20 protein-coding genes are annotated in these 19,959 nt (G+C 63.8%); 15 read left to right on the top strand and 5 right to left on the bottom strand.

Annotated features, from left to right (window positions below; all coding sequences use genetic code 11):
• The first annotated feature begins 74 nt into the window (after positions 1-74).
• From LG373_RS06270 to LG373_RS06255, 4 genes are all read left to right on the top strand, one after another.
• Positions 75-1,625: a ribonucleotide reductase subunit alpha gene (locus LG373_RS06270; protein ID WP_225749322.1), complete on the top strand. Its 1,551-nt coding sequence runs from the start codon at positions 75-77 to the stop codon at positions 1,623-1,625.
• A gap of 3 nt (positions 1,626-1,628) precedes the next feature.
• Positions 1,629-2,210 (top strand): Rrf2 family transcriptional regulator, encoded by a 582-nt coding sequence (locus tag LG373_RS06265; protein ID WP_225749321.1) that lies wholly within the window; start codon positions 1,629-1,631, stop codon positions 2,208-2,210.
• Positions 2,201-3,079: an adenine glycosylase gene (locus LG373_RS06260; RefSeq protein WP_225749320.1), complete on the top strand. Its 879-nt coding sequence runs from the start codon at positions 2,201-2,203 to the stop codon at positions 3,077-3,079. The genes LG373_RS06265 and LG373_RS06260 overlap by 10 nt, the downstream gene beginning before the upstream one ends.
• 273 nt (positions 3,080-3,352) lie before the next feature.
• Entirely contained in the window at positions 3,353-3,934 is a 582-nt protein-coding gene (locus LG373_RS06255; RefSeq protein WP_114565884.1) for a manganese efflux pump MntP family protein, read from the top strand.
• A 122-nt stretch (positions 3,935-4,056) separates the two neighbouring features.
• Here the strand turns inward: LG373_RS06255 and pheA are convergent, their stop codons facing one another.
• Positions 4,057-4,908 carry a prephenate dehydratase gene (gene pheA, locus LG373_RS06250; protein ID WP_114565883.1) on the bottom strand — a complete coding sequence of 284 codons (852 nt, stop codon included), beginning with the start codon at positions 4,906-4,908 and terminating at the stop codon, positions 4,057-4,059.
• Between the two features lie 360 nt (positions 4,909-5,268).
• On the opposite strand from pheA, the gene LG373_RS06245 reads away from it, so the two are divergent.
• The 3 genes from LG373_RS06245 to LG373_RS06235 are packed head-to-tail and all read left to right on the top strand — an operon-like array spanning position 5,269 to position 8,833.
• A complete protein-coding gene (locus LG373_RS06245; RefSeq protein ID WP_114565882.1) occupies positions 5,269-6,480 on the top strand; it encodes a hydrogenase small subunit in 1,212 nt (403 codons plus the stop codon).
• A 6-nt stretch (positions 6,481-6,486) separates the two neighbouring features.
• Positions 6,487-8,133 carry a nickel-dependent hydrogenase large subunit gene (locus LG373_RS06240; RefSeq protein WP_114565881.1) on the top strand — a complete coding sequence of 549 codons (1,647 nt, stop codon included), beginning with the start codon at positions 6,487-6,489 and terminating at the stop codon, positions 8,131-8,133.
• Position 8,134: 1 nt separating this feature from the next.
• Entirely contained in the window at positions 8,135-8,833 is a 699-nt protein-coding gene (locus tag LG373_RS06235; protein WP_114565880.1) for a cytochrome b/b6 domain-containing protein, read from the top strand.
• A 120-nt stretch (positions 8,834-8,953) separates the two neighbouring features.
• On the opposite strand, the gene LG373_RS06230 is transcribed toward LG373_RS06235, so the two are convergent.
• Positions 8,954-9,511 carry an NADPH-dependent FMN reductase gene (locus tag LG373_RS06230; RefSeq protein ID WP_114565879.1) on the bottom strand — a complete coding sequence of 186 codons (558 nt, stop codon included), beginning with the start codon at positions 9,509-9,511 and terminating at the stop codon, positions 8,954-8,956.
• Between the two features lie 97 nt (positions 9,512-9,608).
• On the opposite strand from LG373_RS06230, the gene LG373_RS06225 reads away from it, so the two are divergent.
• The 6 genes from LG373_RS06225 to LG373_RS06200 all read left to right on the top strand — a co-directional run bounded on the left by LG373_RS06225 (position 9,609) and on the right by LG373_RS06200 (position 13,111).
• Positions 9,609-10,037: a viscotoxin-A3 gene (locus tag LG373_RS06225; RefSeq protein ID WP_225749319.1), complete on the top strand. Its 429-nt coding sequence runs from the start codon at positions 9,609-9,611 to the stop codon at positions 10,035-10,037.
• Entirely contained in the window at positions 10,034-10,585 is a 552-nt protein-coding gene (locus tag LG373_RS06220) for a hydrogenase maturation protease (RefSeq protein WP_225749318.1), read from the top strand. The genes LG373_RS06225 and LG373_RS06220 overlap by 4 nt, the downstream gene beginning before the upstream one ends.
• 164 nt (positions 10,586-10,749) lie before the next feature.
• Complete coding sequence (locus tag LG373_RS06215; RefSeq protein WP_216528632.1) at positions 10,750-11,172, top strand: DUF488 family protein; 423 nt, start codon at positions 10,750-10,752, stop codon at positions 11,170-11,172.
• 174 nt (positions 11,173-11,346) lie between these two features.
• Positions 11,347-12,036 carry a TetR/AcrR family transcriptional regulator gene (locus tag LG373_RS06210; protein WP_225749317.1) on the top strand — a complete coding sequence of 230 codons (690 nt, stop codon included), beginning with the start codon at positions 11,347-11,349 and terminating at the stop codon, positions 12,034-12,036.
• Positions 12,033-12,581: a flavodoxin domain-containing protein gene (locus LG373_RS06205; protein WP_114565875.1), complete on the top strand. Its 549-nt coding sequence runs from the start codon at positions 12,033-12,035 to the stop codon at positions 12,579-12,581. The genes LG373_RS06210 and LG373_RS06205 overlap by 4 nt, the downstream gene beginning before the upstream one ends.
• Positions 12,582-12,694: 113 nt before the next feature.
• On the top strand, positions 12,695-13,111 hold the full coding sequence (locus tag LG373_RS06200; protein ID WP_225749316.1) for a PaaI family thioesterase: 417 nt from the start codon (positions 12,695-12,697) through the stop codon (positions 13,109-13,111).
• A 19-nt stretch (positions 13,112-13,130) separates the two neighbouring features.
• Here the strand turns inward: LG373_RS06200 and LG373_RS06195 are convergent, their stop codons facing one another.
• The 3 genes from LG373_RS06195 to LG373_RS06185 all read right to left on the bottom strand — a co-directional run bounded on the left by LG373_RS06195 (position 13,131) and on the right by LG373_RS06185 (position 15,515).
• On the bottom strand, positions 13,131-14,273 hold the full coding sequence (locus LG373_RS06195; RefSeq protein WP_225749315.1) for an aldo/keto reductase: 1,143 nt from the start codon (positions 14,271-14,273) through the stop codon (positions 13,131-13,133).
• 58 nt (positions 14,274-14,331) lie between these two features.
• Positions 14,332-14,994 carry an endonuclease III gene (gene nth, locus LG373_RS06190; protein ID WP_225749314.1) on the bottom strand — a complete coding sequence of 221 codons (663 nt, stop codon included), beginning with the start codon at positions 14,992-14,994 and terminating at the stop codon, positions 14,332-14,334.
• A 152-nt stretch (positions 14,995-15,146) separates the two neighbouring features.
• Entirely contained in the window at positions 15,147-15,515 is a 369-nt protein-coding gene (locus LG373_RS06185) for a hypothetical protein (protein WP_225749313.1), read from the bottom strand.
• On the opposite strand from LG373_RS06185, the gene mfd reads away from it, so the two are divergent.
• Together mfd and LG373_RS06175 are read left to right on the top strand one after the other, a co-directional pair.
• Positions 15,508-18,993 carry a transcription-repair coupling factor gene (gene mfd / locus LG373_RS06180; RefSeq protein WP_225749312.1) on the top strand — a complete coding sequence of 1,162 codons (3,486 nt, stop codon included), beginning with the start codon at positions 15,508-15,510 and terminating at the stop codon, positions 18,991-18,993. The two genes, LG373_RS06185 and mfd, sit on opposite strands and share 8 nt — an antisense overlap.
• Positions 18,990-19,955: a DMT family transporter gene (locus tag LG373_RS06175; RefSeq protein ID WP_225749311.1), complete on the top strand. Its 966-nt coding sequence runs from the start codon at positions 18,990-18,992 to the stop codon at positions 19,953-19,955. The genes mfd and LG373_RS06175 overlap by 4 nt, the downstream gene beginning before the upstream one ends.
• Positions 19,956-19,959 lie beyond the last annotated feature (4 nt).

Here is a 19,959-nt window from a genome sequence, read left to right as displayed (position 1 = left end):
GGGTAAAATGTGACCTCAACATAGTCATTTTTGCGCACGATGTGCAGATACCATACGCAAAGGAGGTTGGGTACATGCTCGAGAACGACGCGAACAGCTCGCCCAGCCAAAACGACGAGCACGATAATTCATCCAGCGAGTACCTTCGCCGAGCCGCGCAGGCTTGCGCAGCGGGCGATGCGGTGCTGGGGATGCACCTGTACCTTGCCGCTTTCGAGCAGGCGCGCCGCACCGACGGCACGGCGCCCGACGAGGCGGCGCTCGAAGGCCTCAAGCAGGCGTGGGCGCTTGCCTGCGCGCTCAAGGAGCGCTCGATTGCCGAGTACGTGTTCGAGCGGCTGGAGCCGTACCTGTCTTCCGACGAAACGGTCTCCTGCGCCGAGCAGCTGCAGGGCCTGGCTCTCGACAAGCTGCAGGAGTTCGGCCTTTCACGCGAGGACTTGGAGGACATGACGGACCTCATCTCGCAGGACTTTCTGGGCCTTGACGGCGCGCGCTTGCTGCGCGTCGAGCACGTGACCGCCCCGGCGCAGCGCGCCGGGAAGGCGAAGGACGTTCCCGAAGCGGCCGTGCCCGCCGAAAAGGATGCGTCGGCGGGTTCCGAAGACGCATCTTCTTCCGGCGAGGCCGAAGCGGCGTCGGAGGAAAGCGCGGATGCGACCGGCCATGACGCCGACAGCGCGGCCGTTCTTTCCACGCTCGAGCGCATCACGTATCGAGAGCTGGTGGGATACGATCGAACAGTGGCGCTCATGCGCGATTTCGGGGTGGGTATGCAGGGCGACCCCCAGTTCCAAGAGCTGGTCAGGCAGCTGAACGCGCGGCACGGGCTGGATCGCATGCCTGCCGCCGACGCGCTGCTGTTCCGCTCGCCAGCGCGCGAGGACGCGAACCGGTTCATGGTTGCCACGCTAGGCGAGCTGGGCTTGCCTGCGCTGCGCATGCGCATGGAGGAGAACCTGCAGGGCATGCCCGTCCTGTGCGTGATGGCCCAGGCTGATCGCCAGCCTCAGTTGAACGCGGCTCGCAACGCCTTCGAAGGCGCGGGCGTTCTGCTGCTGGAGGATCTTGACCTGTGGGCGTCGCCGGTGTCCGAGCCTGCGGGGGACGATCTCGGCGGCTTCCTCATGGCAAGTTTGTCCCGCGGCGCGCGCGAGGCCATCAACCTCATACGCTCGGCTGTCGAGAACCCCGACGTGTTCGTGCTGGCGTCTGCGTCCGAAGCGGGGGAGATCGAACCGTTCTTCTACGATCTTCTAGAGCCGCTGTCCATCGTCGACATCGATTTTCCCACGGCGTCGGAGCGCGCGGACATCTGGATGGAGATCGCGCGCGAGCATCCTTCGCTGCGCGGCGTCGACCAGGCGGCCCTCGTGCGCTATTCGGCCCAGATGCCTCGCTACGACATCTACATGGCGGCGCGGGAGGCCGTGGAGGAAGCCTACAAGGCGAGCCTTATGGCGCGGCGCTACGTGCCGGTGACGGCGGACAATCTGTTCGACAAGATGGCGGCCTACCAGCCGCTCGATTCGGAGGAATACCGTGCGCTCGAAAACGCGGTGATCAGCGATTTTCGCCGCGACCTCGAGCACTTGGAGGACCTGCTGAAAGGGGAAGAGGGATAATCGATGGACATCACGCGACGCTGCGATTACGCTTGCAGGATACTTCGTGCCGCTTATAAAAGCGGCGACGCTTACGTGTCGGTGTCCGATATCGCCGAAGACGAGGACATCCCTTACGCGTTCGCGCGCAGCATTCAGCATGACTTGGTCAAGGGCGGGCTTATCAAAACGGTGCGCGGAGCGCGCGGCGGCCTGGCTCTCAATTGCGATCCTGCGGAGGTCACGCTGCTCGAGGTCCTGGAGGCTATCCAGGGTCCGGTGAGCGTGTCGTTGTGCGTGCTGGACCCCGAGTATTGCGAGAAGCAGAAATCCTGTGCGTACAACAAGCTGTGGCAGGGCGCGGATCGCCTGCTCAACGATTACTTCGGCTCCATTACGCTCAAGGATTTGATCGAGTTGGGGGCAACGCATCCCGTGGTGGAGGCGGCTCTTGCGAAGGCTCGCGGCAAGGAGGCTCCCGCGCATGCGCCCGCCGACGCTCGGCCCGAGGCGTGCAGGGTGGCAAGCTGCTCGGTTTCCTGCGCTCATCTGACCGTCGAGGCTCCGGACGACGCGAACCCGGAAAGCCCGCAGCCGTGCGCGTAGCGGGTTTCGATTCGCCTTCGTGGCCCGCCGATGCTCCCTTAGCTCGCGAGGCGTTCGAGGCCAAGGTTCGCGAAGAGGGCGCGCTGCGCTATCGGGAGCTGCCTTGGCGCTATCTGGACGATCCCTACGCGGTTTTGGTTTCGGAGGTCATGCTTCAACAGACGCAAGTGACGCGCGTGCTGAAGCATTGGGAGCGCTGGATGTCGCTGTTTCCCACGGTCGACGCGCTGGCTGCGGCCGGCACCGCCGATGTTCTGGCGCAATGGCAGGGGCTTGGCTACAACCGGCGCGCCCTTGCTCTCAAGCGCGCGTGCGAGGAATGCTCCGCCACCCATGGCGGCGCCCTTCCCGACACGGCCGAACAGCTGCAGCAGCTTCCCGGCATCGGCCCGGCTACGGCGGCCGGCGTCATGGCGTTCGCGTTCGGCAAGCCTTCGATCTACATTGAGACGAACGTGCGCACGGTGTTTCTGCATGAGGTGTTCCCCCAGCGCGACAAGGTGTCCGATCGGGAATTGACGCCGCTCGTGGCCGCTACGTGCCCGCAAGACGATGCGCGCGCCTGGTACTACGCGCTTCTGGATTACGGCGCGCATCTGAAAACGCTTGTCGCCAACCCCTCGCGGCGCAGCGCCCATTACGCGCGGCAATCGACGTTCGACGGGTCGCGCCGTCAGAAGCGCGCCGAGCTGGTGCGCGTGGTGTTGGCCGAGCCGGGCATCGGCTTCGACGATCTGGCCGCTCGCCTGGATGCGTTCGAGCGCGCGGCGGGCCGCGACGGCGTGGATGCCGAGACGTTCGAGTCTATCGTAAACGACCTGGTGCGAGAAGGGTTCTTCCGCCAAGAAGAAGGCGTCTTCCGGGCGTAGCGCGCGGTCCGCTAAAAGACGGGCGCGCGAGCGGGTCTCTGTGGTAAAATACCTCAATCCCGTGGGGGAGTAGTCGGCGCCGTACGGCGTGGCTGGGTCAACATACTGCTTCGGACGAAGCTGGCCAGCATTAAATGACAAGACTCGCGGTGTGACGAAGGCGTCGCACCGTGCATTTCCGCAACCGGCGCGCGCCGGTATTTTTATGCCCTGATGCGGGGAAGAGGCCGCACGGGGTTTGCTGGGGTCGAAGGCGGACGAGAGGATTGCGCTGTGGGTTTTGTCGAATTGCTGCTGGTGGGCGTAGGTTTGTCCATGGACGCGTTTGCGGTTTCCGTGTGCAAGGGGCTGTGCATGAAGCGCCTGAACATGCGTCAGGCGTTGGTGATCGCGTTGTTCTTCGGAGGGTTCCAGGCGCTCATGCCGCTGATCGGCTGGGCGTTGGGCACCCAGTTCGAGCAGTTCATCACGCCGGTCGATCATTGGATCGCGTTCGGGCTTTTGCTGATCATCGGCGCGAAGATGCTGTGGGACTCGTTTCACGGCGACGATGACGAGCAGCTGTCCTGCGCGGTGGACGGGCGGCTTGACCTGCGCGAACTAACGATGATGGCGGTGGCTACCAGCATCGATGCCTTGGCCGTGGGCATCACGTTCGCGTTTCTGCGCGTTGACATCGTGGCTTCGGTGGTCGTCATCGGCGTGACCACGTTCGCGCTTTCCCTTGTCGGCGTTGCCGTTGGGCACCGCTTCGGCGCGCGCTACGAAAAAACGGCCACCATCGCAGGCGGCGTGGTCCTCATTCTCATCGGCCTGAAAATCCTGCTCGAGCACCTGGGAATACTGGCGTTCTAGCCCCTAGGGCTAGCGAGGAGCCATCCTGGCGCCGCGCCGCAAAACGCCGGAGCGAGGGGACTGAGAGATCCTTGGAGCAAAGCGACGGTCTCTCAGCCCCTCGCTCCGGCGTTTCGCGGCAGCTATCCGATCGGGTAGCTGCCGAGCACCTTCACTTCGCGCAGCTTGAGGCGCAGGCAGTTGAGCGCGGTTTGCACGGGCAGGTCGTTCACGCTGCCTTCCAGGTCCACGAAGAACATGTATTCGCCAAGCGCCTGTTTGGTGGGCCGGGACTGGATCTTGGTCAGGTTGATGCCCGCGTAGGCGAACTCGGACAGGATCATGAGCAGCGCGCCCGCCTTGTCCGCTTGCAGAAACAGCGCGAGCGAGGTCTTGAAGCGCTCTCCCTCGAAAACCGGCGGATGCCCCTGGCGGCCGATGAGCGCGAACGAGGTTTGGTTGCCGTAGTGGTCCTCGATGCCCGCCTCGGCCACGCGCGCTCCGTACAGCTGCGCAGCGAACGAGTTGCCGATGCCGGCCACTTCGGGATCGGATGCGGCTAGGCGCGCGCTTTCCGCGGTGGAGGACGTGGTGATGGTGGCGCGCCCCGGAAGCTGCTCGTTCAGGTAGCGTCGGCATTGCGCGAGGCCTTGCGGATGCGAGGCAACCGTCTTGATGCGCGCAAGGTCGCTTTCGGGATGCACCAGCAAGCAGTGGTGGATGTCGAGCACTTCTTCGCCGAGGATCGTGGCCGAGCTGCGAAACGCGAAGTTGTCGAGCGTGGCCGTCACCGGACCTTCGAGGGCGTTTTCCATGGCTACGACGCCGTAGGTGCAGCGGCCACGATCCACGCAGTCGAACACCTCGCTGAAAGACGGGCATTCCACCAGGTTCGGCTCGTCGATTCCCAGGCGCGCGGCAAAGGACCGCGCGGCCTCGTCGCTGTACGTTCCGGCGGGTCCCAGGTAGGCGAAAGAAGCTTCTGTCAGCGTCATATTGAATCCTTCTAGTTCTCAGGCTCTCATTGCATATCGTGTGCTATCATACCCGTTTTGCGACGGGAGAAGTGGTGCACGACAAGAAACCGAACGGTCGCTTACATCGATTTACGGCTGGTTTCTTGCGTCGGACTGTTTGCATAGCGGGGGGCGAAACCCGGCAAATGCTGCATCAAAATGCAAGCATGAGCCGAAATGGTGAATACTGTTTGTTACGGCTTCGGACGGCGGTAACACTTTCGCGCCATTTGCGGGTTAAACGTTGCGCTCGCGCACCTTTTCTCCATTTTTGCATAACCGTCGTGGAGAATGCATAAGCAGGTAAGCAAGACGAGAAGCACCTGAGGAGGTGTGCACATGGGAAAAGAGGCCACCGTATCTGAGTTTCAGGATATGCTGGCGGCTCGAGGAGTAAGCCGCCGCGATTTCATGAAGCTTTGCGGCGCGGTCGCAGTTGCCGCCGGGCTGTCCGAACTGGCTGCTCCGAAGATAGCGCAGGCTCTCGAAAAATCCGTGATCGGCGCAACGAAGGGTAAGTTGTACCCGGTCATTTGGATCGAAGGCGCGTCGTGCACGGGTTGTACTGAGTCGTTCGCCCAGGTTGAGACGCCGAGCGCGGCTACGATCGTGCTCGAGATGATCTCGCTCAACTATTCCGAGACGCTTTCGGCCGCTGCCGGTCATTCCGTCGAAGAGGCGAAGGCGCAGACGATCGAAGCTGGCAACTACATCCTTATCTACGAGGGAGCTGTGCTGGAGGGATGGGGCGGCCAGGCTCTGCGCGTCGCCGATGCTCCGGGCACGCATCATCTGGAGGAGGCTGCCGCGAATGCCAACGCGGTCATCGCGCTGGGATCTTGCGCGGTCAACGGCGGCTGGATGGGCGCGCATCCCAATTCCGCGGGCGCCTTGGGCGTTCAGCAGTATCTGGAGAAGGCCGGCATCAACGTTCCGGTGGTGAACATCCCCGGCTGCCCGGCCAACCCCGAGTGGCTCGTGTCGGTTTTGGTGGACGTCGTCCTCATGGACAACACGCTGCCCGCGCTTGACAGCCAGAACAAGCCCGTCGGCATCTTCGGCCAGACCATTCACGACAACTGCGAGCGTCGCGGCCATTTCGAGAACGGCGAGTTCGTGTACCAGTTCGGTTCCAAGGAAGAAGCCATGGGCTACTGCCTGTACCCGCTGGGATGCCGTGGTCCCCAGACGAAGTCCAACTGCGGCGTCGTGCTGTGGAACGACCGTCGTAGCTGGTGCGTCCAGGCCGGTTCTCCCTGCATCGGATGCTGCGAGGCCAACCCCAACGATCCGGGCCAGAACTGGGTCGAGGTCAACACCCCGTTCTACAAGCGCCATCGCGACCTGCGCATCGGCGACTGGATGGTCCAGCCCGGCACCATCGCTTTGGGCATCACCTGCTTCCTGGCGGGCGCCCTGGTCGTGCACGGCTTCGGCATGAAGCTGTCCGGACGCATGGACGGCGGCGCGGACTTCGAGAAGGTGCGCGCTTGGGATGCCAAGCACCCCGACAAGTCCATCGGCAAGTACGACGATAAGGAAGGGAGGTAAGCCTACATGACCCGTTCAGTCATCGACCCGGTCACCCGTATCGAGGGCCATCTCCGCATCGAGATGGAAGTCGAGAACGGCAAGGTCTCCGACGCTTGGGTGTCCGGCGGCTGCTTCCGCGGTATGGAGCTCGTCGTGCAGAACCGCACGCCCGAAGATGCGGCGCAGATCGTGCAGCGCATCTGCGGCGTGTGCCCGGTGTCGCACGCTCACGCGTCCGCCATTGCCGCCGAAAAGGCTTACGGCATCAAGATCTCGAACAATGCGCGCATCATCCGCAACCTGATCGAGGGCGCGCAGTTCCTGCACAGCCACATCCTGTGGTTCTACAACCTGGCTGCGCTCGACTACGTGAACCCGCTCAACGCGCTCAAGGCCGATGCGGCCGACGCGTACGATTTGGCGCAGGCTGCCGGCACGTCCATCAACAGCGACTTCAACGTGTTGAAGGAGCGCCTGACGAACTTCGCCGACAACGGCCAGCTGTCCATCTTCTCGGGCAACTGGTTCGACGCCGAGGACGGCACCGCCTATCAGCTGCCGCCCGAGCTCGACCTCATCTGCACCGCCCATTATCTTGAGGCGCTGACCATGCAGGCGAAGGCTTCGCAGGTTTCCGCTTTGCTGGGCGGCAAGATGCCGCACGTCATGACGATCATCCCCGGCGGCACCGCATTCGTGCCCACCGATCAGAAGCTCGACGACCTCAAGGGCCTCGTCGACGAGATCTACACCTGGGTTGCCACCACCATGATCCCGGACACCTTGGCTATCGCTCCGTACTACATGGATGCGCTCACCTGGGGCAAGGGCTGCGGTCGCTACATCGCTTGGGGCGTGTTCGAGAACAAGAGCATGGAGATGGCGGATCGCTATCTGCCCATGGGCGTCGTCGACGACAAGCTCAACCTGTCCGACGTTCAGGAAAACCTCATCACCGAGTACATGGGCCGTTCCTGGTACAAGGGCGACGCGACCATGACGTCTCCGTACTTCGTTACGGAGCCGGAGTACACGTCCTACGACGTGAACGACCGCTACACGTGGGTCAAGTGCCCCGCGTACGACGGCAAGGCTTACGAGGCCGGCGGACTTTCCCGTATCTTGGCTGCGTACAAGCGCAACGTGCCGTTCGTCAAGGAGCACGTCGACGGTCTGCTCGAAGCGCTGGGCGCTCCCGGCCAGATCGGCGTTGCCCAGTCCACGCTCGGCCGTACCGCCGTTCGTCAGATCGAGACGCTCTACATCGCCGGCCTCATGAAGGAATGGACCGACGAGCTGGTCGAGGCCGTTAAGAGCGGCGACAGCGAGTACTTCCGCGAGCCCGCCACCATCACCGGCGCCGGCTCGGGCTTCTGGGAGGCTCCGCGCGGCGCGCTCTATCACAGCGAGACCGTCAAGGACGGCAAGATCGATGGTTACCAGATCATCATCCCGTCCACGTGGAACCTGGCTCCCATGAACGGCAACGGCGAGAAGGGCCCGCTGGAGCAGGCGCTTATCGGCGTGCCCGTGGGCGATGTGGAAAAGCCGATCAACGCTTTGCGCACGGTTCACAGCTTCGACCCCTGCACGGCATGCGCGGTGCACGTCACCGAGCCGGCCACGGGCAAGAGCTTCGAAACCGTCACGAGCCCGTGGGGGGTGAAGTAACATGGCGCACTTGGCACATTATCGCGAAGCGCATCCGATGCCCTTCGTCATCACGCACTGGATCAACCTGGTTGCGATGGTCCTGTTGATCGTCACCGGCTTCGCTATCCACTTCCCGTTCTGGCCGCTCTTCATGGGCATTGCCCGCGGCGTGCATGTGTTCTGCGGCTTCGTGCTGTTCATCAACTGCATCGTGCGCGTGCTGATGGCGTTCTTCGTCAAGTCCGCTCCGGACGGCGGTACGCGCTATCAGGTTACGGACTACAAGACGTGGCTGCCGCAGGCTGACAACCGTCACCAGTTGGGCGCGTGGATCAAGTACTACCTGTTCCTGAAGAAGGACCATCCGCTGGGCGCCAAGCTGGGCGTGCCGCAGAAGATCAGCTACCTGATGATCCCGATCCTTATCATCGTCATGTTCTACACAGGCCTTGCCCTGTGGGCTCCTACGATGAACCTCGGGTTCTTCGCGGCTGGCACCGACCTGGTGGGCGGCCTCATGTCGATGCGCATCATCCACTACTTCATGATGTACATCTTCATCTGCTTCATGCTCATCCACATGTACCTGGCCAACATCGAGGGTATTTCCCCGACGCTGCTCATGTTCTTCTGGAAAGAGCACGGCGGCTTGGTCTACGATCCCGAGAAGCATACGATCGTGGGCGAGGACGACCTGCATCACAAAGAGAAGGCGTAAGCGCTCTTTGTCGAAAGCGGTATGACGTACGAACCGGGCCGGATCCCTCGAGGGGTCCGGCCCGGTTTTTTCATCGGTGGCGGGCTTCTCGCGTGTGCGTGCTCGTCCTTGTGCTTGCGCTTACCGCGCGGCTTCGATGAAGCGGACGAAGGCGTCTGCCTGTCGTTCCAGGTAAGGAGCGGACGCGTCCAGCTTGAGGACGCCGTCTTGGGCTTGCGAGCCAACGTGCGGTATGCAGAGGCGGGGCTTGTTCATGACGCGCGCGTTGAGGTAGTTCAGCATGCCGGCAAGCTGCTCTTGCGCATGCTCGGCGCCGCTCATGCCGATGCTGGCTCCTGAAAGGGCTACGGGCTTGCCTACGATGACCGGCCCCTCCGTTGCGCTGACCGGCCGCGAGAGCCAATCGAGGAGGTTTTTGAGCGGCCCGGGAATAGCGTGGTTGTATTCGGGGCTGAACAGCCACACGCCGTCGGCGTCGCGAACGGCTTGCCGTACGCGAGCGATGGCAGGAGGCTCGGGGTGCTCGGAGTCTTCGTTCATAAAGGGGACGTCGTCCCAGTTCAGAATAGTGAACGTTACGTCGGGGCGTCGCTGTTTCAGCAGTTCGCCCGCCGCCTGCGCAACTTGGAGATTGTAGCTGCCCACGCGTCTCGACCCTACGATGGCAAGTACGTTCATGTGCTCTCCTTCCGCTTTGCCGGACCCTCCCGTAGAAGGGTGCTTCCTAGACTATAATGGCAGGGAATCATCGAGGTTTCGAAAAGGATACCGAACTGTGGCTGAATTAACCGAAGAGCAAATCGCGCAAGAAGAGAAGTTCTTGGAAGGCGTGCCCCGCGTCAACGTGGGCGCGTTGTTCCTTCCTCCCATCTGGGGGCCGGCGCACGGCATGTGGGCCACCATCCTGTTCTACCCCCTCTGGCTGTTCGCGGACAACACGTTCTATGCGGCGTTCGCGCAGCGCACGCCCTTGGCCATCGGCGTTGCGGTTCTGGTGCTGCTGACGTTGACGGCCGGGACGGTGGCGTTTTCCATCGTGGCTCAGCCGTTCGCTGCGCATCGGGCGGCCAAGCGGGGCGTCGACAAGGAAGCGTACTTGAAGCGCGAGCGCGTTTGGGCTGTTGCGAGCATGATCATTGGGCTGTGCATGCTGGCTGCGGCGACGTACTACAACCTGGTCGTGCGTCCGACGATAGGGGCGTGACGGCTGTGATGGCGGATGATGCTGCGAAGGGCTGCGACGACGCCCGCGCTTTACGTTCCATCGCGGTTCTGTGCGTGGGCAACAAGCTCATGCTCGACGACGGCGTGGGGCCTGCCGTATACGAGGAGCTGATCGAGCGCTACGAGATTCCCCAGAACGTGCAGCTGTTCGATTTAGGGTGCCTCAGCCTTGACATGCTCGATTCCGTTCGCGCGTTCGACATGATCATCACGGTGGACGCCGTGGACGGCACCGATGCCGAGCCGGGCACGGTGTTTCGCTTCGAGCCCGATGCCATGGCGCGCCGAAGCGGAGCCAGCGCATCGCTGCACGATCTCAAGTTGATCGACCTGTTCGATTCGGCTGCGCTGCTGGGATACCGGGCGGAAGGCCTGTGCTTGGGCATGCAGGTGGAGAACGCCTCGCCTGCCGTGGTGACCATCGGGCTGACGCCGCGCGTGCATGCGGCCCTGCCGCTTCTGGTGGAGACCGTGGCGGGGGAGCTTGCGCGCTTGGGCTCGCCGCTTTCCCCGAAGGCGTCCCGGTAACGCTCCTTTCTTGCGTGCATCGCTGCGGGGTGGCGGCGCGTCAACGCGGCATCTTCGATTCGGTGACGGTCGCCTGGTGCTTCTCCTGCGCGCAAGCATGCGCGCTATCGTTTTCGAGAAACGGTAGGATCGCGCGCTGCGCGGTTAGAAGGAGATGCACGTCTATGCTTATTCACACGATCAGCGCGTACGAAACTTCGGCAGAGGATTTTTTCGGTCGTTTGGCCGACTGGCGGGTCGATATGCTGCTTGATACGCGCCTGAAGAACACGAACCAGCTTTCCGGTTTCACTAAACGCGATGACTTGGCGTTTTTTGCTGACAAAGTGGCGCATGCGCAGTATGCGCACGACAAGCTGTTCGCTCCGGCTCCCACTATGCTCGAGCGCTACCTCAACGGCAACATAGGGTGGGAAGCTTACGCGAGCGCCTATCGAGCCGACATGGAAAAGCGTGCGGCGGTCGCGCGGTTCTTCGAGCGGTACGGCGATTTCGAATCGGTTGCGCTTGTCGGCACGGCTACGCGCAAGCGCCGCTCCCATGCCGAAGTGCTTGCGGACATGCTTCGGGAGGCTTTGGAATCGTAGGCGCCCATGCGCCGTTCGGTTTGGCGCGGAAAGGGTGCGGTTCTGGGGTCGGCGTGCGGATCGGTCCCGACGGCTGCACCCCTCTGCCGCTTCATCCAATCCGTCTTCTTGTAAAGCTAGCACTTGCTTGGTATTATACTAGCAAGTGCTAGTTTTACTTGAGGGGAGATCATCATGCCGGAAGGCAAGCGGGTCGCGCCGACGCGCGACCGGATACTCGACGAGGCGTTCGAGCTTTTCGCCGATCGCGGGTTCCATGCGGTTTCCGTTCGGGACATCGCGGCGGCCGCGGGCATCAAGGACGCGTCGCTGTACAACCATTTTCCTGGAAAGCAAGCCCTGTTCGACGCGATCATCGCGCGCGAGCTCGACCGTTTGCGCGCGATGTTCCAGCCGAAGGGCGTCCTGTTCGACGTCGAGGACGACCCGCGGGAATACGACCCGTCCGATCCCCGTGCGCTTGAGAGGCAGGTGCATGAATCCGTCAGGCCGTTTTTCGAAGATGCTTCGCTGCGGCAGCTGCGTCGCCTGCTCGTTATCAGCCAGTTCGAGAGCGAGGACGCTGCGCAGGCGTACCGCCTTGTGTTCATCGAGCGCCCGCTTGCCTTGCAGCGGTCGGCTTTCGAACATGGAATGGCAACGGGGACCCTGCTGCGCGACGACGCCGCACGGATGGCACTGGAGTTTCAAGGCCCGGTGTTTCTCATGCTGCATGCTGGCATGACCTGGGACGAAGCGAAACCGAAGGTGAGCGCGCTCCTGGCGTCGTTCCTGCGGCGCTACGGCGCGGCGGGGAAGGCTCCTGCGGGCGCCGCTGCGCCTTCGGGTTCTTCGGAAGCAGCTGATGAAAGAGGACGCTCATGACGTGCTTGGTGGCATACGCATCTCAAACCGGGTTCACGCGCGCGTACGCCGAGTGGATCGCGGACGATCTGGAATGCCGGGCCGTTGCGTACGGTCAGGCGACCGACGAAGACGTGGCGGCGTGCGACGTGGTGGTCATGGGAGGGTGGTTCCATGCGGCCTCGCTTGCCGGAGGATCGTGGCTGAAGCGCATGCGCAAGGCTCATCCGAACGTCCGCTTCGTCGTGTTTGGCGTGGGCGCGACTCCTGTAGAGTGGACCGATCAGGTGGAAGAGGGCTTGGCCCGCGCGCTGCCTTCGCCGGACTTCGACGACGTGCCGCGCTTCTACCTGCGCGGAGGCTTCGACTACGCCAAGCTGGGCCTACGCGACAAGCTTATGATGAAGCTGTTTCTCAAGGCTCAGGAGAAGGCGGCGCAAAGCGACGAGCGAGCCGCTGCGATGCTGGAGGGCATGCGCGAGGGCTTCGACGGCACCGATCGGGATGCCATCGTCCCCGTGGTTGCCTGCGCGAGGTCGCTGCTGGACGAGGCGGTGCGACCGTAGCGCCGCTCCGTGCGGTGCGCGCGCTGCACGCTGTGCCACGCCGACGCGGGATTGCCCATCGTGGCGCTTAGCCGGCCGCCGTACAATGGGTCGGACGGAAAGGAGCGCGCGACATGGTTCGATACGATGCGGCTATCGCGGATGCGATGATGGTGAACGTAACGGCTCAAAAAGAGCTCGAGAGCCTGGAGATATTCGAAGCCGAGCGGGGGCGCGTGGCGTTTCGGCTCGACGTGCCGCAGGAGGTGTTGAACTATCACGGCACCATCCACGGCGGCTTTTTGGCGACGTTGTGCGAGATCGCCGCAGGCATGGTCGCGTATTCGTGCCGCGTGAGCAACGTGGCGTTGACGAGCTCGGTCAACTTCGTCAAAGCGGTGGGGGCCGGCTCCCTTGTCGTAAGGGCGAAGACGTCCCACGAGGGTCGCAGCACGGTGATCGCGCATTGCCGGGCCGAAACGCCCGAGGGGCGGTTGGTGTGCGAGGCCACGTTCACGCTGTTCGTGCTCGGGCCGCTTGAGCGGGCATAGCGGTCCGAGCATCCGGGCGCTACCCCAAGAGGAGCGCGATCTTCTCCATGCGCTCGGCTATCGGCACGCCGAAGGGGCATCGGGGCTCGCAGGCGCGGCAGGCAATGCAGTCCGCAGCCGTGGCGTCGAGGGCATCGTAGTGCGCCTTGACCGATGCAGGGGCCTCGCCTTGGACGGTCGCCAGGTCGTAGAGCTTGTTCGCCATGGCTATGTCGATGCCGGAGGGGCAGGGGGCGCAATGCCCGCAGTAGGTGCACTGGCCGTAGTAGGCATGCTTGGGGGCGCTTGCCAGAACGGTCGCGTAATCCTTTTGGGCGTCGCTCGCGGTTTCGTAGCGCACGGCGTCGGCAACGTGCGCTGGCGTGTCGAATCCGGCTAGGATGCTGGCTGCGGCGGGTCGGGTGAGCGCGTAGTGGATGCACTGGATGGGCGTGAGGGCCACGCCGAACGGCGAAGCCTCGGCGCTGAACAGGCGCCCCCCTGCGTATCCTTTCATGATGGTAAGCCCCACGCCTTCCCGTTCGCAAAGCGCGTAGAGCTCGGCTCGAACGGGGTCCATGCCTTCGAGCGCGTCGTCGTAGTCGAAGGCGAATGCCGTTTCCAGGCTGGTCGTGGCTGGCAAAAGGTCGAAAGCCGGGTTCACGCTGAACATGATGACCTCGATCTTGCCCGAGCGCGCCGCCGCTTGCGCCACGTCGGGGCGATGCGTGGACAGGCCGATATGGCCGATGACGCCGCTTTCCTGGAGCTCGTGCACATAGGAGAAGAACGGTCCGTTCATGATCTGGTCGAACTCGGCAAGGTCGTCCACGTAATGGATCATGCCCACTTCCACGTGATCGGTTGCCAGGCGCGCGAGTAGGTCTTCGAAGGCGTTGCGCGCAAGGTCGAGGTCGCGCGTGCGCACGTACTGCCCGTTTTGCCAGGTGGATCCAATGTGACCTTGGATGATCCACCGATCCCGGTTGCCTGCGATGGCCTTTCCCAGGTTGCTGCGCACGGCGGGCTCGGCCATCCAGCAGTCCAGGATGTTGATGCCGGCCTGCATGCAGGCGTCGACGACGGCTTGCACCTCGCTGGCGGACTTGCGCTCCATCCACTCCGCTCCGAACCCGATCTCGCTCGCTTCCAAGCCGGTGTTGCCCAGTTTGCGATAGCGCATGTGGTTTCCCCCTTGTTGCTCGATTCCTTTTCGGGCGTCGTTTCCCGTCCGCCCGAGCCTACGCTTTGCCGCAGTTGGGGCACAGGTCGCAGATGAAGCACTCGCCGCATTTCGGCCGCCGTGCGATGCAGGTTTCGCGGCCGAACAGCACCCACTGGTGGTTGATGGGACCCCACCATTCGCGAGGATACAGCTTGAGCAGCGCGTCCTCGGTTTTCGCGGGCGTGTCGGCGGAGGGTCCTGCAAGCTTGAGCTTGTGCGCGATTCGGAACACGTGCGTGTCCACGGCGATGCCTTCGACAATGCCGAACGCCTCGTTGAGCACGACGTTCGCGGTTTTGCGGCCCACTCCGGGAAGCTTCTGCAGCTCGTCGATGTCGCGCGGGATCTGGCCGCCGTACTCGGACACCACCAGCTGCGCGCACTTGACCACGTTCGCAGCTTTCGTGCGGTAGAACCCGATGGTGCGGATGATCTCTTCGACGTCGGCTGGATTGGCGGACGCCAGGTCGGCTACGGTGGGGTAGCGTTCCCAAAGCGCCGGCGTTACCTTGTTGACGCCCTTGTCGGTGGTTTGGGCGGACAGCAGCACGGCGATGGTCAGCTTGAACGGGTCGCCCCAGTAATGCAGCGCGCATTCGGCGGCGGGGTAGTGCTCGTTCATGCGCTGCGCGATTTCGATGGCGCGCTCGCGTTTCGCTTTCACGGTTTCGCGGGGCAAGGGATCCTCCTTTGCAGGATGCGATTCGGATGCGGTCAAGTATAGTGAACTTTCGGGTTGGTGTCTGCTTGCAAGACGGGCTGCGGGTGTTTTCGGCTTCGCTGGCCGGCTGGTTTCGAGATCGTGTCAAATCGAACGAGTTTTGCTGGTCCTCAATCAAGAATAAAGCGAGTGCGCAAGTCTTTGACCAGGCATGATAAAAAACGTCCTTCGATCATTTTGCTCAGGAAGGCGAAAAACCGCCGCAAAACTCGCTCGATTTGGCAGCGGCTCGATCCGCCGGTGCAAACTGCCTGTTCGCGGAGCGGACGAATCGAAGGCGAGGGAGCGGCTTGCGGCTTGCGTCGATGTTCTTTGTTCGGTTGCGGCCGGTTGCCCGCGCCTTCCGCGCGGGCTTTAAGGTACACTGGTCGACGCTCGTGCGCGCGCTGTGCGACGGGCGCATACGCAACAAAGCTGCAAGCCGCCCATCGCGGCTTTTCGTGCTGCTCGGATAGAGAAAAGGGAACGACCATGCTCATCGACTCGCTCACGTTCGCATTGGAGAAATCCGGGTGCCTCGACGCGTTTTGGGACAAGCTGGACGCGGGCGAGGACGGCGCGCTCGGCGTGGCGAACTCGGCGCGCCCCTTCCTGATTGCCGCCCGTTTCGCGCACAAGCCGCAAACGACCCTGGTCGTGGTGGCGGGCGAAGACGCGGCGGTGTCGTTCGCGCGCAGCGTGGCGGCTTATCTGGGCGACGAGCGCGTCGTCCGCTTTCCCGAGCGAACCGACTATCCGTTCAATCCCAAGCCCAGCGACGCGAGCATCGTGGCGCGTCGCATGGAGGCCGTGCATGCGCTTTCGACCGGACGGCCGGTCGTGGTGGTGGCAAGCGCCCGTTCGCTCGTGCGCATGCTGGCTCCGGCCGGCTCGTCGGTTGCAACGCCGGTTGTGTTCGAGGCCGGGAAGGAACTGGGCGCTATGGAGGGCGCCGACGCGGCGGGCATCGCTTCCTTCGAGGACGTGGCGCTCGCTTTGGAGGAGCGCGGGTACCGCAACACCGGCGAGCTTGACGGGCCGGGCACCTTCGCCGTTCGCGGGGGCACGATCGACGTGTACCCGGGAAACCTGGTGTACCCGGTTCGGTTGGACTTCTTCGGCGACGAGCTGGACGAGGTGCGGCGCATCGTGCCCTCCACGGGCCAGACCATTCAGGCGCTTGCGCGCGTGGAGGCGTATCCCGTGATGGAGTTCTCGTGCTCGAAAAGCGCTCTTGCCCGAGCCCGCAAGAAGCTCGAACGCCCAGCTCAGATGAATGCCGCTTTACGCGATGCGCTGGAGAAGCTGGACGGGGGCCTGCGCTTCGACGGGTCGGACATGCTGCTGCCCTACCTGTACAACGAGACTGTGACGCTGGGCGCCTATCTTCGTCGCGACGCGCTTTCGGTGCTGGTGGAGCCGCGTTCCCTGTTCGACGACATGACGCATGCCTATGACGACATCGCGGGTTGCGCGAAGGGCACGGGCATCGCCCTCAAGGGGCTGTACGCCGAACCCGGCGCGGTCAGCTTCGGGGAGGGCCAGCGCGCAACCTACGTATCCATCATGCGCGTGGGCGGGCACGTGGACGACGAGCTTCCCGTGAAGCGCGTGGAGGTAGCGGGGCATCCCGACAAGCTGTTCGGGCGTTTGCGCAGCTTGGTGGACACCGACTACACGACGGTGTTCAGCGCGCCGAACTTCCGGGCGCGCCAGGACATGAAGCTGGCGTTCGTGGACCACGGCCTGCCGATCCAGGAGACGCTTGACGTCGAGCAGGATCCGAACGAGACGGAAGGCGCGGCCAAGCGACGGTTGCGCCGCGGCGTGGTGAACGTGGTGGACGTGGACGTGCCGCTGGGCATGATCATACCGAAGGCCAAGCTTGCGGTGATCAGCGTGTCCGATACGCAGGGCGCGTCGACGGCGCGTCCGAGCAGGCACGTCGACATCACGGAGATCACGTTTCCCTACAAGCCGGGCGATTACGTGGTGCATGCCGCCCACGGCGTAGCCCACTTCAAGGAGCTTGTGCGCCGCGACGTGGACGGCACGGCGCGCGACTACCTGCTGCTGGAGTATTCGGAAGGCGACAAGCTGTACGTGCCGGTGGAGCAGCTGGACCGCGTGACGCGCTACGTGGGTCCGGAGGGAGCGAGCCCGCGGCTTACTCGCCTGAACACGGCCGATTGGTCGCGCGCCATGAAGAAGGCGCGCGCCGCCACGAAGAAGCTCGCCTTCGATCTGGTGGACGTGTACGCGCGCCGCGCCACGGTGCAGGGCTACCGTTTCGAGGCCGACACGCTGGCGCAGCGCGAGATGGAGGAGGCGTTCCCGTACCAGGAGACTCCCGACCAGCTTGCCGCCATCGCCGACGTGAAGGCCGACATGCAGTCGGCCAAGCCGATGGATCGCTTAGTGTGCGGCGACGTGGGCTTCGGCAAGACCGAGGTGGCCCTGCGCGCCGCGTTCAAGGCGACTCAGGATTCGAAGCAGGTGATGGTGCTGTGCCCGACCACCATTTTGGCGCAGCAGCACTACACCAACTTCAAGGAGCGCTGCGAGCCGTTTGGCGTGACGGTGGAAGTGCTCTCGCGTTTCCGCACGCCGGCCCAGCAGGCGGCGGCGCTTGCGGGCTTCGCCGACGGCAGCGTGAACGTTTTGGTGGGAACGCATCGCCTGCTCTCCCGCGACGTGAACCCGCACGATCTGGGCCTGGTCATCATCGACGAGGAGCAGCGTTTCGGCGTGGGCCACAAAGAGCAGATGAAGAACCTGCGCGAATCCATCGACGTGCTGACGCTTTCGGCAACGCCCATTCCGCGCACCATGCAGATGTCGCTTTCAGGGGTTCGCGACATGAGCCTGATCCTCACGCCGCCCGATGAGCGGCGCGCCGTCGAGGTCCACGTGGGCGAATGGGACCCCGACGTGGTGAGCGCTGCTATTCGGCGCGAGCTGGCGCGCGGCGGGCAGGTGTACTACGTGTCGAACCGGGTGCGCTCGATCGACGAGGCCGTGCGCCGCGTGACGGCTGCCGCGGGCGAGGCGCGCGTGGGCGTGGCTCACGGCCAGATGACGCGCGAGCAGCTGGAGCGCGTCATGGAGGACTTCAGCGCTGGCGAGCTCGACGTGCTGGTGGCCACCACCATCATCGAGAGCGGCATCGACAACCCGCATACGAACACCCTCATCATCGAGGACTCGCAGCGCTTGGGTTTGGCGCAGATGTACCAGCTCAAGGGCCGTGTGGGCCGGTCGTCCACGCAGGCGTACGCCTTCTTCATGTTCCCCGAGCACATGGAGCTTACCGAGGAGGCTGCCGCGCGCTTGACGGCGTTGAACGAGCATACCGACTTGGGCAGCGGCATGCGCATCGCCATGCGCGATCTGGAGATACGCGGAGCGGGCAGCCTCATGGGCGCCGAGCAGTCGGGCAACATGTCCGCCGTCGGCTTCGACCTGTTCGCTCAGATGCTCGCTCAAGCCGTGACGGCTACGCGCGAGGGCGACCTGAAGGCCGTCGATCAGCTGCCGCCGGCCTTGTCCGACATCACGGTGAACGTGCCGGGCCATACCTACCTGCCCGAGGACTACGTGCCGGAGGCGGACGAGCGCGTGCTGTGGTACCGCAAGATCGCGTCGGCGGCGACCGAGCAGGCCGTCGAGGACGTGTACCAGGATATGGCCGACAAGCGGCCCGATATGCCGCAGGCCGCGAAGAACCTGTTCGAGAAGGCGCGCATCAAGGCATTTGCGAACGAGCATCACATCAAGACCGTTTCGGTGACGGCGGGTCGCTTGGTGGTGGAGCCGATCGACGTGTCGCGCGACCAGATGACGCCGCTGCGCCGTGCGGGCGGACGCTACCTGGCCGACAAGCGCAAGCTCCAACTGCCCCTGCGCTATTTTAAGCTTGACGAGGGCGATAACCTTCTGGGGCCGGTCGCCGAGTTTCTGAAAGAGCTGGCGAAGTGACGGGCGAGGCCGTGCGGGCGGGCGAGGCGTTTTTCCGCCAACGTTTCTGGCGCGGGATCGCGGCTGCTTTGGTGGGCGCGTCGCTGTGGGGGTTCTCGGGGGCGTGCGCGCAGTTTTTGATCGCGGGGTACGGGGCTTCTCCCGCGTTCATCACGGCGGCGCGCATGCTGGGGGCGGGCTTGCTGTTCTTGGCGGTGCTGCTGGTTCGCCAGCGCGCGCACGTTCTGGCGATGTTGCGCGATCGGGCGACTTTGGCGCGTTTGGCGGTGCTGGGCGTGGTGGGGCTGTATCCTTCTCAGATCACGTACACGATCGTCGTCGAGTACACGAATGCCGGCACGGCTACCGTGCTGCAATGCATGGGCATCGTGTTCGTCATGCTGTATGCGTGCTTGTCTACAAGGAAGCTGCCGCAGCGGCGCGAGCTGATCGGCTTGGTTTTGGCGATGGCGGCAACGTGGCTTATCGCCACGCAGGCCGATCCCGGAGCGTTCGCGGTGCCGGTTGAGGGCCTGCTGTGGAGCGTTGCAAACGGCTTGGCAGTCGCGTTCTACATCGTGTATCCGAAGCGCCTGTTCGCGCAGTGGGGAAGCTTGCCCGTAACGGGGCTGGGTATGTTCGCGGGCGGGTTGGCGGCGTTTGGAATGTGGCTGGCGGGCGCGGCCTGGGGCCAGCCGCCGGTCGTTCCCGGCTTCGACGCGGCCGGCTGGGCGGTGGTCGCGGCGATCATCGCGGTGGGCACGTTCGCGGCGTACGGTCTGTATTTGCATGGCGTGTCGGTGGTGGGCCCGGTGAAGGGCAGCCTGCTGGGGACGATGGAGCCGCTGGGCGCTACGGTGTTCGCGGCGCTTTGGCTGGGAACGGTGTTCACGGGCGCCGATTGGGCGGGCTTCGCGCTTATGGTTGCCATGGTGTTTCTGGTTACCGGGCAAGAAGCCGCAACCGAAGGGCAAGACCGCTAAACGC

It is taken from the genome of Paraeggerthella sp. Marseille-Q4926, assembly GCF_916618935.1.
GTDB lineage: Bacteria > Actinomycetota > Coriobacteriia > Coriobacteriales > Eggerthellaceae > Paraeggerthella > Paraeggerthella hominis.
Note: the sequence above shows the minus strand (reverse complement) of the source record. Positions and strands in the feature narration are given on the sequence as shown.